Below are 15,470 nucleotides of genomic sequence, written 5' to 3'. Positions count from 1 at the left end.
CGTACCGTTGGTGCCGGCGTGGTTGCCAAGGTCATCGAGTAATCGTTGATCTGTCTCGGTAAGGTCGGCATAATGGTCGGCCTTACTTCGATTTTAGGCCAGTAGCTCAATTGGCAGAGCGGCGGTCTCCAAAACCGCAGGTTGGGGGTTCGATTCCCTCCTGGCCTGCCAGATTCCTGGTTAGAAGTGGATCTGGCGTTTCTTTCGACAGGGTTTTCTCATGGATGCCAAAGCTGAAGCTCAAAACTCCCGCTTTGATGCGCTGAAGTGGCTCGTTGTAGCTGCTCTAGTCGTCGCGGGTGTGGTCGGCAATCAGTATTTCTCGGCTGAGCCGCTTCTGTATCGCGTGCTGGCACTGCTGGCGCTGGCCGTAGTGGTCGGTTTTGTCGCGCTGCAGACGGCGAAAGGTCGGGCGTTCTTTGCTCTGGCAAAAGAAGCGCGTATCGAGATCCGCAAGGTTGTCTGGCCGACTCGCCAGGAAACCACACAAACCACCTTGATTGTGGTTGCCGTGGTGCTGGTGATGTCGCTGGTCCTCTGGGGCCTGGACAGTCTGCTGGGTTGGCTTGTTTCGTTGATTGTCGGTTAAGGGTGTCCCGTGGCTAAGCGTTGGTACGTCGTGCATGCTTACTCGGGTTACGAGAAGCATGTCATGCGCTCGCTGATCGAGCGCGTCAAGCTGGCTGGCATGGAAGACGAGTTCGGCGAAATTCTGGTTCCCACCGAAGAAGTGGTGGAAATGCGTAACGGCCAGAAGCGCAAAAGCGAGCGCAAGTTCTTCCCCGGCTATGTGCTGGTTCAGATGGAAATGAACGAGGCGGCCTGGCACCTGATCAAGGATACGCCGCGCGTCATGGGTTTCATCGGCGGTACCGCCGACAAGCCAGCGCCGATCACCGAGAAGGAGGCTGACGCCATCCTGCGTCGAGTCGCCGACAGTGGTGACAAGCCGAAGCCGAAGACCCTGTTCGAGCCGGGTGAGACCGTTCGCGTTACCGACGGTCCGTTCGCCGACTTCAATGGTGTCGTCGAAGAAGTTAACTACGAAAAGAGCCGGATCCAGGTGGCTGTGCTCATTTTCGGTCGCTCCACGCCGGTGGAGTTGGAGTTCAGTCAGGTCGAGAAGGCATAACTGGACAATGCATCCCGAACCCCGCAGCCGCTGGCTGCGGGGTTTTGTCGTCACTGGGATAAATGCGTCATCAACCGGGGAGCCTCGCCGAGGCGTCTGACCCGAAATTGGAGTAGCTCATGGCTAAGAAGATTCAGGCTTACATCAAGCTGCAAGTAAAGGCCGGCCAGGCCAACCCGTCGCCGCCCGTCGGCCCCGCTCTGGGTCAGCATGGCGTGAACATCATGGAATTCTGCAAGGCGTTCAACGCCAAGACTCAGGGCATGGAACCTGGTCTGCCGACTCCTGTGATCATCACCGTTTACAGCGACCGCAGCTTCACCTTTGAAACCAAAAGCACCCCGGCTTCGGTTCTGCTGAAGAAGGCCGCCGGCCTGACCAGCGGTTCCGCTCGTCCGAACACCGTCAAAGTGGGCACCGTTACCCGTGCTCAGCTGGAAGAGATCGCCAAGGCCAAGCAGGCCGATCTGACTGCAGCTGACCTGGATGCGGCCGTGCGTACCATCGCCGGCTCCGCGCGTAGCATGGGCCTGAACGTGGAGGGTGTGTAATGGCTAAGCTGACCAAGCGCCAGAAGGCTATCGCCGAGAAAGTCGAAGCCGGCAAGGCATACAGCTTCGAAGAGGCCGCTCAACTGCTGGCCGAGCTGTCCACCGTCAAGTTCACCGAGTCCTTCGACGTCTCCGTGAATCTGGGCGTTGATCCGCGTAAATCTGACCAGGTCGTGCGTGGCGCCACCGTTCTGCCGAACGGCACTGGCAAGACCGTCCGCGTTGCCGTGTTCACCCAGGGTCCGGGCGCTGAGGCTGCTCTGGCCGCCGGCGCCGACAAAGTCGGTATGGACGACCTGGCTGCTGAAATGAAGGCTGGCGATCTGAACTACGACGTGGTCATCGCTTCCCCGGACGCCATGCGCGTCGTGGGTCAGCTGGGCCAGGTTCTCGGTCCGCGCGGTCTGATGCCGAACCCGAAGGTCGGCACCGTGACTCCGGACGTCGCTACCGCTGTCAAGAACGCCAAGGCCGGCCAGGTGCGTTTCCGTACCGACAAGAACGGCATCATCCACACCTCCGTTGGCAAGGTCGGCTTCGAAGCCGGCGCGCTGAAGCAGAACGTGGAAGCCCTGCTGGCCGACCTGAAGCGCCTGAAGCCGTCCACCTCCAAGGGTGTGTACGTCAAGCGCGTGACCCTGAGCACCACCATGGGTCCGGGTCTGGTGATCGATCAGGCTTCGCTGGAAGCGTAAGTGATATGGCCGGCGGATGCGTCCGCCGGCTTTGAAGATTGGGGTCCCTGCCTGGCGGGGGCTATCCAAGACCGTAGGCGGCGCAAGCCTTAAACGAGGATGTTTCTCAGCCTACGCAGATGGTGCTCCCGATTCGTACCGAATCAGACACCAAAACGACGTCGGGTTCCGGCCTGACGAAACGGTAAATCCAGGAGTAAACCCGTGGCAATTAAACTCGAAGACAAGAAGGCCATCGTCGCTGAAGTCAACGAGGCTGCCAAAGCCGGTCTGTCCGCTGTCGTGGCTGATGCCCGTGGCGTGACTGTCGGCGCAATGACCGGACTCCGTAAAGAGGCCCGCGAAGCTGGTGTGTACGTGAAAGTCGTGCGTAACACCCTGCTCAAGCGCGCCGTTGAAGGCACTCAGTTTGATGTGCTCAGCGACGTGTTCAAAGGCCCGACCCTCATCGCGTTCTCCAACGAGCATCCGGGCGCTGCCGCCCGTATCTTCAAGGATTTCGCCAAGGGTCAGGACAAGTTCGAGATCAAGGCGGCCGCGTTCGAGGGTCAGTTCCTCGCAGCCAATCAGATCGACGTACTGGCAACTCTGCCGACCTACAACGAAGCGATTTCTCAGCTGATGAGCGTGATGCAAGGCGCCACCAGCAAGTTCGTTCGTACTCTGGCGGCTATTCGCGACCAGAAAGAAGGCGCTGCCGCCTGATTCAGGCGCGACGTCCCTTTCAGTTAATTCGTTTAATTTGATGGCCGCGAAGGCTGTCACCCCAATACAGGAATTAGAGTCATGGCTCTGACCAACGAAGACATCATCAACGCCGTTTCCGAAATGTCCGTGATGCAGGTTGTTGAACTGATCAAGGCAATGGAAGAGAAGTTCGGCGTGACCGCCGCTGCCGCTGTTGCCGCTGGCCCGGCTGTTGCCGCTGCCGCTGCTGAAGAGCAGACCGAGTTCAACGTCGTTCTGGCTGAAGCCGGCGACAAGAAAGTGAACGTCATCAAAGCCGTTCGCGAACTGACCGGTCTGGGCCTGAAAGAAGCCAAAGAGAAAGTCGACACCGCTCCTCAGGTCATCGCCGAAGGCCTGACCAAGGAAGCTGCCGAAGACGCCAAGAAGAAGCTGGAAGAAGCTGGCGCCAAGGTCGAGCTCAAGTAAGTTCGCACCTTGCGTCTGCAGCCCAAGCGTTGAGCGAAAGGCTGATGGCTGGTGGCAAATGCCACCGGCCTTTTTCCGTTATGGGCAAGGTCCGAAGGGCCGCTGCCCATGGCGTGAAACCCGCCCGAGAGGCGGCGCAAACCAAGGGGTTTGCACGAGTTTCTGGTCATTGCCGCCGGCAGTGGCCAAACAAGCAGGTGACCAAGCTGGGGAACGCTGATGGCTTACTCATACACTGAGAAAAAACGTATCCGCAAGGACTTTAGCAAGTTGCCGGACGTGATGGATGTGCCTTATCTCCTGGCCATCCAGTTGGATTCGTACCGCGAATTCCTGCAGCAAGGAGTGAGCAAGGAGCAGTTCCGCGACGTTGGCCTGCATGCGGCCTTCAAGTCCGTATTCCCGATCATCAGCTACTCCGGCAACGCTGCCCTGGAGTACGTCGGCTATCGCCTGGGCGAGCCCGCATTCGACGTCAAGGAGTGCGTGCTGCGTGGCGTGACCTTCGCCGTGCCGCTGCGCGTTAAAGTCCGCCTGATCATCTTCGACAAAGAATCGTCGAACAAAGCGATCAAGGACATCAAAGAGCAAGAAGTCTACATGGGCGAAATTCCGCTCATGACCGAGAACGGTACCTTCATCATCAACGGTACCGAGCGTGTGATCGTTTCCCAGCTGCACCGCTCCCCGGGTGTGTTCTTCGACCACGACCGTGGCAAGACCCACAGCTCCGGCAAGCTGCTGTACTCCGCGCGCATCATTCCCTACCGCGGCTCCTGGCTGGACTTCGAGTTCGACCCGAAGGACGCCGTCTTCGTCCGTATCGACCGTCGCCGCAAGCTGCCGGCCTCCGTCCTGCTGCGCGCCCTGGGCTACAGCACCGAAGAGGTGCTGGACCTGTTCTACGACACCAACGTCTTCCATGTGAAAGGTGAGAACCTCAACCTGGAACTGGTGCCGCAGCGCCTGCGTGGCGAAATCGCCGCGTTCGACATCAAGGACGAGAAAGGCAAGGTCATCGTCGAGCAGGGCCGCCGTATCACCGCGCGCCACATCAATCAGATCGACAAGGCCGGCCTCAAGGAGCTGGAAGTTCCGCTCGAGTACGTACTGGGTCGCACCACTGCCAAGGCCATCGTCCACCCGGCCACCGGTGAGATCGTTGCCGAGTGCAACACCGAGCTGACCACCGACCTGCTGGCCAAGATCGTCAAGGCCCAGGTCGTTCGCATCGAGACCCTGTACACCAACGACATCGACTGCGGTCCGTTCATCTCCGACACGCTGAAGATCGACTCCACCGGCAACCAACTGGAAGCCCTGGTCGAGATCTACCGCATGATGCGTCCTGGCGAGCCGCCAACCAAGGACGCTGCCGAGACCCTGTTCAACAACCTGTTCTTCAGCGCCGAGCGTTACGACCTGTCCGCCGTTGGCCGCATGAAGTTCAATCGTCGCATCGGTCGCAGCGAGATCGAAGGCTCCGGCGTTCTGTCCAGAGAAGACATCGTCGACGTGCTGAAGACCCTGGTCGACATTCGTAACGGCAAGGGCATCGTCGACGACATCGACCACCTGGGTAACCGTCGCGTACGTTGCGTCGGCGAGATGGCCGAGAACCAGTTCCGTGTGGGCCTGGTCCGCGTCGAGCGCGCCGTTAAAGAGCGTCTGTCGATGGCCGAAAGCGAAGGCCTGATGCCGCAGGACCTGATCAACGCCAAGCCGGTTGCGGCGGCGGTGAAGGAGTTCTTCGGTTCCAGCCAGCTCTCGCAGTTCATGGACCAGAACAACCCGCTCTCCGAGATCACCCACAAGCGCCGCGTCTCCGCACTCGGCCCGGGCGGTCTGACCCGTGAGCGCGCCGGCTTCGAAGTCCGCGACGTACACCCGACCCACTACGGTCGCGTGTGCCCGATCGAGACCCCTGAAGGTCCGAACATCGGTCTGATCAACTCCCTGGCCGCCTATGCCCGCACCAACCAGTACGGCTTCCTGGAAAGCCCGTACCGCGTGGTGAAAGAAACCCAGGTCACCGACGAGATCGTGTTCCTGTCCGCCATCGAAGAGGCCGATCACGTGATCGCCCAGGCTTCGGCGACCATGAACGCCAAGGGTCAGCTGGTCGACGAGCTGGTGGCCGTGCGTCACCTCAACGAGTTCACCGTCAAGGCACCGGAAGACGTGACCCTGATGGACGTGTCGCCGAAGCAGGTCGTTTCCGTCGCTGCCTCGCTGATCCCGTTCCTCGAGCACGACGACGCCAACCGTGCACTCATGGGTTCGAACATGCAGCGTCAGGCCGTGCCGACCCTGCGTGCCGACAAGCCCCTGGTCGGTACCGGCATGGAGCGCAACGTCGCCCGTGACTCCGGTGTCTGCGTGGTCGCCCGTCGTGGCGGCGTGATCGACTCGGTAGACGCCAGCCGCATCGTGGTTCGCGTCAACGACGACGAAGTCGAGACTGGCGAGGCCGGTGTCGACATCTACAACCTGACCAAGTACACCCGTTCCAACCAGAACACCTGCATCAACCAGCGTCCGCTGGTGAGCAAGGGTGACGTGGTGTCGCGCAGCGACATCATGGCCGACGGCCCGTCCACCGACATGGGCGAGCTGGCTCTGGGTCAGAACATGCGCGTGGCGTTCATGCCGTGGAACGGCTTCAACTTCGAAGACTCCATCTGCCTGTCCGAGCGCGTGGTTCAGGAAGACCGCTTCACCACGATCCACATCCAGGAACTGACCTGTGTGGCGCGTGACACCAAGCTCGGCCCAGAGGAAATCACCGCGGACATCCCGAACGTGGGTGAGGCCGCGCTGAACAAGCTGGACGAAGCCGGTATCGTCTACGTCGGCGCCGAAGTACTGGCCGGCGACATCCTGGTCGGCAAGGTCACTCCAAAAGGCGAGACCCAGCTGACTCCGGAAGAGAAGCTGCTGCGCGCGATCTTCGGTGAGAAGGCGTCCGACGTGAAGGACACCTCCCTGCGCGTGCCCACCGGCACCAAGGGTACCGTCATCGACGTGCAGGTCTTCACCCGCGACGGCGTCGAGCGCGACAGCCGCGCCCTGGCCATCGAGAAGCAGCAGCTCGACGAGATTCGCAAGGACCTGAACGAAGAGTTCCGCATCGTCGAAGGCGCCACCTTCGAGCGTCTGCGTTCCGCCCTGGTCGGTGCCAAGGCCGAAGGCGGTGCCGGCCTGAAGAAGGGCGCGGTGATCGACGACGCGTACCTCGATGGTCTGGAGCGCGGTCAGTGGTTCAAGCTGCGCATGGCCGACGACGCTCTGAACGAGCAGCTGGAAAAGGCCCAGGCCTACATCAGCGACCGTCGCCAGATGCTCGACGACAAGTTCGAAGACAAGAAGCGCAAGCTGCAGCAGGGCGATGACCTGGCGCCGGGCGTACTGAAGATCGTCAAGGTGTACCTCGCCATCAAGCGCCGCATCCAGCCGGGCGACAAGATGGCCGGTCGTCACGGTAACAAGGGTGTGGTCTCGGTGATCATGCCGGTCGAAGACATGCCGCACGATGCCAATGGCACCCCGGTCGACATCGTCCTCAACCCGCTGGGCGTACCGTCGCGTATGAACGTCGGTCAGATCCTCGAAACCCACCTGGGCCTGGCGGCCAAGGGGCTGGGCGAGAAGATCAATCGCATGCTCGAAGAGCAGCGCAAGATCGCCGAACTGCGCAAGTTCCTCAACGAGATCTACAACGAGATCGGTGGTCGCCAGGAGAGCCTGGATACCTTCTCCGATACCGAGATACTGGATCTGGCGAAGAACCTGAAGGGCGGCGTGCCGATGGCTACCGCCGTATTCGACGGCGCCAAGGAAAGCGAGATCAAGGCCATGCTGAAGCTGGCCGATCTGCCGGAAAGCGGCCAGATGCGCCTGACTGACGGCCGTACCGGCAACCAGTTCGAGCGTCCGACCACCGTCGGCTACATGTACATGCTCAAGCTGAACCACCTGGTCGACGACAAGATGCACGCCCGTTCCACCGGTTCCTACAGCCTGGTTACCCAGCAGCCGCTGGGTGGTAAGGCGCAGTTCGGTGGTCAGCGTTTCGGTGAGATGGAGGTCTGGGCGCTGGAAGCCTACGGCGCCGCCTACACCCTGCAGGAAATGCTGACGGTCAAGTCCGACGACGTGAACGGCCGGACCAAGATGTACAAGAACATCGTGGACGGCGATCACCGCATGGAGGCCGGCATGCCGGAGTCCTTCAACGTGTTGATCAAAGAGATCCGTTCGCTCGGTATCGACATCGAACTGGAAACCGAATAACACGCCTTGCTGCGGCCGCATCGCCGGCCGCAGCAGGTCCGTGAGGAGGAAAGGCCTTGAAAGACTTGCTGAATCTGTTGAAAAACCAGGGTCAAATCGAAGAGTTCGATGCCATTCGTATTGGTCTGGCCTCGCCCGAGATGATCCGTTCCTGGTCCTTCGGTGAAGTGAAGAAGCCGGAGACCATCAACTACCGTACCTTTAAGCCGGAGCGCGATGGCCTGTTCTGCGCCAAGATCTTCGGCCCGGTGAAGGATTACGAGTGCCTGTGCGGTAAGTACAAGCGCCTCAAGCACCGCGGCGTGATCTGCGAGAAGTGCGGCGTGGAAGTGGCCCTGGCCAAGGTCCGTCGTGAGCGCATGGCGCACATCGAGTTGGCCTCGCCGGTCGCCCACATCTGGTTCCTGAAGTCCCTGCCGTCCCGTATCGGCCTGCTGCTGGACATGACCCTGCGTGACATCGAGCGCGTGCTCTACTTCGAGAGCTACGTGGTGATCGATCCGGGCATGACCACCCTGGAGAAGGGCCAGCTGCTGAACGACGAGCAGTACTTCGAAGCCCTCGAAGAGTTCGGTGACGACTTCGACGCGCGCATGGGCGCCGAGGCCGTTCGCGAGCTGCTCAACGCCATCGACCTGGATCACGAGATCGGCCGCCTGCGCGAAGAGATTCCGCAGACCAACTCCGAGACCAAGATCAAGAAGCTGTCCAAGCGCCTGAAGCTGATGGAAGCCTTCAAGGACTCCGGCAACCACCCGGAGTGGATGGTCCTGACCGTTCTGCCGGTACTGCCGCCGGACCTGCGTCCGCTGGTTCCGCTGGATGGCGGCCGCTTCGCGACTTCCGATCTCAACGATCTGTACCGCCGCGTGATCAACCGTAACAACCGTCTGAAGCGCCTGCTCGACCTGGCCGCTCCGGACATCATCGTGCGCAACGAAAAGCGCATGCTGCAGGAAGCGGTCGACGCCCTGCTGGACAACGGCCGTCGCGGTCGCGCCATCACCGGCTCGAACAAGCGTCCGCTGAAGTCCCTGGCCGATATGATCAAGGGTAAGCAGGGTCGCTTCCGTCAGAACCTGCTCGGTAAGCGTGTGGACTATTCCGGCCGTTCCGTGATCACCGTAGGCCCGACTCTGCGTCTGCACCAGTGCGGTCTGCCGAAGAAGATGGCTCTCGAGCTGTTCAAGCCGTTCATCTTCGGCAAGCTCGAAGCCCGCGGCATGGCCACCACCATCAAGGCGGCCAAGAAGATGGTCGAGCGCGAGCTGCCCGAGGTCTGGGACGTTCTCGCCGAAGTCATCCGCGAACATCCCGTGCTGCTCAACCGCGCACCGACCCTGCACCGTCTGGGCATCCAGGCGTTCGAACCGGTCCTGATCGAAGGTAAGGCCATCCAGCTGCACCCGCTGGTCTGCGCCGCGTACAACGCCGACTTCGACGGTGACCAGATGGCGGTGCACGTTCCGCTGACCCTCGAGGCCCAGCTGGAAGCGCGCGCGCTGATGATGTCCACCAACAACGTGCTGTCGCCCGCCAACGGCGAGCCGATCATCGTGCCGTCCCAGGACGTGGTTCTGGGTCTGTACTACATGACCCGTGAAGCCGTTAACGCCAAGGGCGAAGGTCGCGTGTTCGCCGACCTGCAGGAAGTCGACCGCGTGTTCCGCGCCGGCGAGGCCTCCCTGCACGCCAAGGTCAAGGTGCGCATCAACGAGACCGTCAAGCAGAAGGACGGCAGTCTGGTCAAGAACACCCGCATCGTCGACACCACCGTCGGCCGTGCCCTGCTGTTCCAGATCGTGCCGGCCGGCCTGTCCTATGACGTGGTCAACCAGTCGATGAAAAAGAAGGCGATCTCCAAGCTGATCAACCAGTGCTACCGCACCGTGGGTCTGAAGGACACCGTGATCTTCGCCGACCAGCTGATGTACACCGGTTTCGCCTACTCGACCATCTCCGGTGTGTCGATCGGCGTGAACGACTTCGTCATCCCGGACGAGAAGGCGCGCATCATCGACGCCGCTACCGAGGAAGTGAAGGAAATCGAGTCGCAGTACGCCTCCGGCCTGGTGACCCAGGGCGAGAAGTACAACAAGGTGATCGACCTCTGGTCCAAGGCCAACGACGAAGTGTCCAAGGCGATGATGTCCAACCTCTCGAAAGAGCCGGTGGTCGATCGCGAAGGCAAGACGGTCGAGCAGGAATCCTTCAACTCCATGTACATGATGGCGGACTCCGGTGCGCGTGGTAGCGCCGCCCAGATCCGTCAGCTGGCCGGTATGCGTGGCCTGATGGCCAAGCCGGACGGCTCCATCATCGAGACCCCGATCACCGCGAACTTCCGTGAAGGCCTGAACGTACTGCAGTACTTCATCTCCACTCACGGTGCTCGTAAGGGTCTGGCGGATACCGCACTGAAGACCGCGAACTCCGGTTACCTGACCCGTCGTCTGGTCGACGTGGCCCAGGACCTGGTGGTGACTGAAGTCGACTGCGGCACCGAGCACGGTCTGCTGATGACTCCGCACATCGAAGGCGGCGACGTGGTCGAGCCGCTCGGCGAGCGCGTGCTCGGCCGCGTGATCGCCAAGGACGTGCCGAAGCCGGGCAGCGACGAGATCATCGTCCCGGCCGGTACCCTGGTCGACGAGAAGTGGGTCGAGTTCATCGAGCGCAACAGCATCGACGAAGTGGTCGTGCGTTCGCCGATCACCTGCGAAACCCGCTACGGCATCTGCTCCAGCTGCTACGGTCGCGATCTGGCCCGTGGTCATCAGGTCAACATCGGTGAAGCGGTCGGCGTCATTGCCGCCCAGTCCATCGGTGAGCCGGGTACCCAGCTGACCATGCGTACCTTCCACATCGGTGGTGCGGCGAGCCGGACCTCGGCTGCCGACAACGTCCAGGTGAAGAATGGCGGCGCGATTCGTCTGCACAACCTGAAGCACGTCGAGCGTGCCGACGGTGCCCTGGTCGCCGTGTCCCGTTCCGGCGAGTTGGCGGTGGCCGACGAGTTCGGTCGCGAGCGCGAGCGCTACAAGCTGCCGTACGGTGCCGTGATTTCCGTGAAGGAAGGCGACAAGGTCGACGCCGGCGCCATCGTGGCCAAGTGGGATCCGCACACCCACCCGATCGTGACCGAAATGAAGGGTACCGTGGCCTTCGTCGGCATGGAGGAGGGCATCACCATCAAGCGTCAGACCGACGAGCTGACCGGTCTGACCAACATCGAGGTGATGGATCCGAAGGATCGCCCGGCCGCTGGCAAGGACATCCGTCCGGCCGTGAAGCTGGTCGACGCCAATGGCAAGGAGCTGCTGCTGCCGGGTACCGACGTACCGGCTCAGTACTTCCTGCCGGCCAACGCCCTGGTCAACGTCAACGACGGTGCTCAGGTGGGTGTGGGTGACGTCATCGCCCGTATCCCGCAGGAAACCTCGAAGACCCGCGACATCACCGGTGGTCTGCCGCGCGTTGCCGACCTGTTCGAAGCGCGTCGTCCGAAGGAGCCGTCCATCCTGGCGGAAATCAGCGGCACCATCAGCTTCGGCAAGGAGACCAAGGGCAAGCGTCGTCTGGTCATCACTCCCACCGACGGCAGCGATCCGTACGAGGAGCTGATTCCGAAGTGGCGCCACCTGAACGTGTTCGAAGGTGAACAGGTGAACCGTGGTGAAGTGATCTCCGACGGCCCGAGCAATCCGCATGACATCTTGCGCCTGCTGGGTGTCAGCGCGCTGGCCAAGTACATCGTCAATGAGATCCAGGACGTGTACCGCCTGCAGGGCGTGAAGATCAACGACAAGCACATCGAGACCATCCTGCGTCAAATGCTGCGCAAGGTCGAAGTGACCGAGTCCGGCGACTCCAGCTTCATCAAGGGCGACCAGATGGAGCTGACCCAGGTGCTGGAAGAGAACGAGGTGCTGACCGGCGAAGACAAGTTCATCGCCAAGTTCGAGCGCGTTCTGCTGGGTATCACCAAGGCCTCGCTGTCCACCGAGTCGTTCATCTCCGCGGCGTCCTTCCAGGAAACCACCCGCGTGCTGACCGAAGCGGCCGTGACCGGCAAGCGCGACTATCTGCGCGGTCTGAAGGAAAACGTGGTGGTGGGTCGTCTGATCCCGGCCGGTACCGGCCTGGCCTACCACAGCGAGCGCAAGCGCAAGCGCGAGGCGGACAAGCCGCAACGCGTCAGCGCCAGCGAAGTGGAAGCGGCGCTGACCGAAGCGCTGAACTCCAGCGGCAACTGATCGGGCAGGGCCCCGGGCGATTCGTTGCCCGGGGCTTCGCCTTGACTGGGGGCGGGAGTCTCTTTAGACTCATGCACCCCTAAATTTGGCAGGGCGATTGCTCTGCCATTTTGCTTTAGGGCAATAGCGTCGAAAGACAACAGTGGAGCTTATAGATGGCAACTATCAACCAGCTGGTACGCCAGCCGCGCAAGCGTCTCGTCGAGAAGAGCGACGTGCCTGCGCTGCAGAACTGCCCGCAGCGTCGTGGCGTGTGCACTCGCGTGTACACCACCACGCCGAAGAAACCGAACTCCGCACTGCGTAAGGTGTGCCGTGTTCGTCTGACCAACGGTTTCGAAGTCACCTCCTACATCGGTGGTGAAGGTCACAACCTGCAGGAACACAGCGTAGTGCTGATCCGCGGCGGTCGTGTAAAGGACCTCCCGGGTGTGCGTTACCACACCGTGCGCGGCTCGCTGGACACCACCGGTGTCAAAGACCGTAAGCAGGGTCGTTCCAAGTACGGTACCAAGCGTCCGAAGTAATTCGGTTCGCCATTTTTCTTTTTGTTGAGTCGATAAGAGTAAGGTCGGGCGTAACCAGTTGGTTATGGTCCCGGGCTAACCTGAAGACCGTTTGAGGGCTTATCATGCCAAGACGTCGTGTAGCAGCTAAGCGTGAGATTCTGGACGATCCGAAATACGGAAGCCTGATTCTCGCCAAATTCATGAACCACGTGATGGAAAGCGGCAAGAAGGCCGTCGCCGAGCGCATCGTTTACGGTGCCCTGGAGACCGTCAAGACCCGCAAGAACACCGATCCCCTGGAAGTCTTCGAGAAAGCTCTCGACGCCATCGCTCCGCTGGTCGAAGTCAAGTCCCGCCGTGTAGGCGGTGCTACCTATCAGGTTCCGGTCGAAGTTCGTCCTTCCCGTCGCAATGCCCTGGCTATGCGTTGGCTGGTGGAAAGCGCGCGCAAGCGTGGTGAGAAGTCCATGGCCCTGCGCCTGGCTGGTGAGCTGCTGGATGCCTTCGATGGCAAAGGCGCCGCCGTCAAGAAGCGTGAAGACGTTCACCGTATGGCCGAGGCCAACAAAGCGTTCTCGCACTACCGCTTCTAATCACGGCAACAATTCTTCTGCGAGGGCTTTATGGCTCGTACTACAGCAATTAACCGCTACCGGAACATTGGTATCTGCGCCCACGTTGACGCGGGCAAGACCACCACCACCGAGCGGATCCTGTTCTACACCGGTCTCAGCCACAAGATGGGTGAAGTACACGACGGCGCTGCCACCACCGACTGGATGGTGCAGGAGCAGGAGCGTGGTATCACCATCACTTCCGCTGCGATCACCACCTTCTGGGAGGGTTCGCGCGGCCAGTACGACAAGTACCGCGTAAACGTCATCGACACCCCCGGCCACGTAGACTTCACCATCGAAGTTGAGCGCTCCCTGCGCGTGCTGGACGGCGCTGTCGTGGTGTTCTGCGGCACCTCCGGCGTTGAGCCGCAGTCCGAAACCGTATGGCGTCAGGCCAACAAGTACGGTGTTCCGCGTATCGTCTACGTGAACAAGATGGACCGCGCCGGCGCCAACTTCCTGCGCGTCGTCGGCCAGATCAAGAACCGCCTGGGTCACACTCCAGTTCCGATCCAAATCGCCATCGGTGCGGAAGATAACTTCGAAGGTCAGGTCGACCTGATCAAGATGAAGGCTATCTACTGGAACGAGGACGACAAGGGTACCAGCTATCGCGAGGAAGAAATTCCGGCCGAGCTGCTCGACCTCGCCAACGAGTGGCGCAGCAACATGGTCGAGGCGGCTGCCGAGGCCAGCGAAGAGCTGATGAACAAGTACCTTGAAGAAGGTGACCTGTCGGCCGAGGACATCAAGGCCGGCCTGCGCATGCGCACCCTGGCCAGCGAGATCGTTCCGGCTGTCTGCGGTTCGTCCTTCAAGAACAAGGGTGTTCCCCTGGTTCTCGACGCCGTCATCGACTTCCTGCCGGCTCCGACCGAGATCCCTGCGATCCAGGGTATCCACCCGGATCACATCGACGACGGTGACGAAGCTCCGAAAGACGAGCGTCATGCCGACGACAGCGAGCCGTTCTCCGCTCTGGCGTTCAAGATCGCTACCGACCCGTTCGTGGGTACTCTGACCTTCGTTCGCGTCTATTCGGGCGTTCTGGAGTCTGGCCAGTCGGTCATCAACTCCGTCAAGGGCAAAAAAGAGCGCGTTGGTCGTATGGTGCAGATGCACGCCAACCAGCGTGAAGAGATCAAAGAAGTGCGCGCTGGTGACATCGCGGCTCTGATCGGCATGAAGGACGTCACCACCGGTGAAACTCTGTGCGATCCGGAGAAGCCGATCATCCTCGAGCGCATGGACTTCCCGGAGCCCGTCATTTCGGTAGCTGTAGAGCCGAAGACCAAGGCTGACCAGGAGAAGATGGGTATCGCTCTGGGCAAGCTGGCCCAGGAAGACCCGTCGTTCCGCGTCAAGACCGACGAAGAAACCGGCCAGACCATCATCTCTGGTATGGGTGAGCTGCACCTGGACATCCTCGTTGACCGTATGCGCCGCGAATTCAACGTCGAGGCCAACATCGGCAAGCCGCAGGTTTCCTACCGCGAAACCATCACCAAGGATGCTGTCGAGATCGAAGGCAAGTTCGTTCGTCAGTCCGGTGGTCGCGGTCAGTTCGGTCACTGCTGGATTCGTTTCTCGACTCCGGACGTGGACGACAAGGGCAACATCACCGAAGGCCTGGTGTTCACCAACGAAGTCGTGGGTGGTGTGGTTCCGAAGGAATACATCCCGGCGATCCAGAAGGGTATCGAGGAGCAGATGAAGAACGGTGTCGTCGCCGGCTATCCGCTCATCGGTCTGAAGGCCACCGTGTTCGATGGTTCTTACCACGACGTCGACTCCAACGAGATGGCGTTCAAGATCGCTGCCTCCATGGCGACCAAGCAACTGGCCCAGAAGGGCGGCGGTAAGGTGCTTGAGCCGATCATGAGGGTCGAGGTGGTGACCCCCGAGGATTACATGGGTGACGTGATGGGCGACCTGAACCGTCGTCGCGGCCTGATCCAGGGTATGGAAGATACGGTTTCCGGTAAGGTGATCCGTGCCGAAGTTCCGCTGGGCGAGATGTTCGGTTATGCGACCGACGTCCGTTCCATGTCCCAGGGTCGCGCAAGCTACTCCATGGAATTCTCCAAGTACGCCGAAGCTCCGTCGAACATCGTCGAAGCACTGGTTAAAAAACAAGGCTAATCCCGCCCTTTAAGTAAGAGGTTTACTGTCGTGGCTAAGGAAAAATTCGAACGTAACAAACCGCACGTCAACGTAGGCACCATCGGTCACGTTGACCACGGTAAGACCACTCTGACCGCT

The 15,470-nt window shown here is 60.8% G+C and carries 12 protein-coding genes and 1 tRNA gene; all 13 read left to right on the top strand.

The genetic code is table 11. The features are described 5' to 3' along the window. Nucleotides 1-95: 95 nt before the first annotated feature. Nucleotides 96-171 (top strand) — tRNA-Trp (locus NF616_RS21060). 49 nt (nucleotides 172-220) lie between these two features. Further along, nucleotides 221-589, top strand: coding sequence for a preprotein translocase subunit SecE (gene secE, locus NF616_RS21055; RefSeq protein WP_252275726.1), 369 nt, complete (start codon nucleotides 221-223; stop codon nucleotides 587-589). A gap of 9 nt (nucleotides 590-598) precedes the next feature. After that, complete coding sequence (gene nusG, locus NF616_RS21050; protein WP_252275725.1) at nucleotides 599-1,132, top strand: transcription termination/antitermination protein NusG; 534 nt, start codon at nucleotides 599-601, stop codon at nucleotides 1,130-1,132. Between the two features lie 119 nt (nucleotides 1,133-1,251). Next, complete coding sequence (rplK, locus tag NF616_RS21045) at nucleotides 1,252-1,683, top strand: 50S ribosomal protein L11 (protein WP_110683326.1); 432 nt, start codon at nucleotides 1,252-1,254, stop codon at nucleotides 1,681-1,683. Continuing rightward, nucleotides 1,683-2,378 carry a 50S ribosomal protein L1 gene (gene rplA / locus NF616_RS21040; RefSeq protein ID WP_252275724.1) on the top strand — a complete coding sequence of 232 codons (696 nt, stop codon included), beginning with the start codon at nucleotides 1,683-1,685 and terminating at the stop codon, nucleotides 2,376-2,378. The genes rplK and rplA overlap by 1 nt, the downstream gene beginning before the upstream one ends. Nucleotides 2,379-2,582: 204 nt before the next feature. Further along, nucleotides 2,583-3,083, top strand: a complete 501-nt coding sequence (gene rplJ / locus NF616_RS21035; protein ID WP_252275723.1) for a 50S ribosomal protein L10 — start codon at nucleotides 2,583-2,585, stop codon at nucleotides 3,081-3,083. Nucleotides 3,084-3,164: 81 nt separating this feature from the next. Beyond that, on the top strand, nucleotides 3,165-3,533 hold the full coding sequence (gene rplL, locus NF616_RS21030) for a 50S ribosomal protein L7/L12 (RefSeq protein WP_252275722.1): 369 nt from the start codon (nucleotides 3,165-3,167) through the stop codon (nucleotides 3,531-3,533). 219 nt (nucleotides 3,534-3,752) lie between these two features. Next, the gene (rpoB, locus tag NF616_RS21025) at nucleotides 3,753-7,826 is read left to right on the top strand and encodes a DNA-directed RNA polymerase subunit beta (RefSeq protein ID WP_252275721.1); all 4,074 of its coding nucleotides are present in this window, start codon (nucleotides 3,753-3,755) and stop codon (nucleotides 7,824-7,826) included. Between the two features lie 56 nt (nucleotides 7,827-7,882). Continuing rightward, on the top strand, nucleotides 7,883-12,082 hold the full coding sequence (gene rpoC / locus NF616_RS21020) for a DNA-directed RNA polymerase subunit beta' (RefSeq protein WP_252275720.1): 4,200 nt from the start codon (nucleotides 7,883-7,885) through the stop codon (nucleotides 12,080-12,082). Nucleotides 12,083-12,237: 155 nt separating this feature from the next. Next, nucleotides 12,238-12,609 carry a 30S ribosomal protein S12 gene (gene rpsL, locus NF616_RS21015; protein WP_110683332.1) on the top strand — a complete coding sequence of 124 codons (372 nt, stop codon included), beginning with the start codon at nucleotides 12,238-12,240 and terminating at the stop codon, nucleotides 12,607-12,609. 104 nt (nucleotides 12,610-12,713) lie between these two features. Beyond that, nucleotides 12,714-13,184, top strand: coding sequence for a 30S ribosomal protein S7 (gene rpsG, locus NF616_RS21010; RefSeq protein WP_252275719.1), 471 nt, complete (start codon nucleotides 12,714-12,716; stop codon nucleotides 13,182-13,184). A 30-nt stretch (nucleotides 13,185-13,214) separates the two neighbouring features. Next, entirely contained in the window at nucleotides 13,215-15,350 is a 2,136-nt protein-coding gene (gene fusA / locus NF616_RS21005) for an elongation factor G (RefSeq protein WP_252275718.1), read from the top strand. A 30-nt stretch (nucleotides 15,351-15,380) separates the two neighbouring features. Continuing rightward, nucleotides 15,381-15,470, top strand: a 90-nt coding sequence (locus NF616_RS21000) for a GTP-binding protein (RefSeq protein ID WP_003137431.1), incomplete at its 3' end; no start/stop codon positions are given.

The organism is Pseudomonas subflava, from assembly GCF_023823685.1.
GTDB classification, from domain to species: Bacteria; Pseudomonadota; Gammaproteobacteria; order Pseudomonadales; family Pseudomonadaceae; genus Aquipseudomonas; species Aquipseudomonas subflava.
This window is presented reverse-complemented; position numbering and strand designations above follow the sequence as displayed.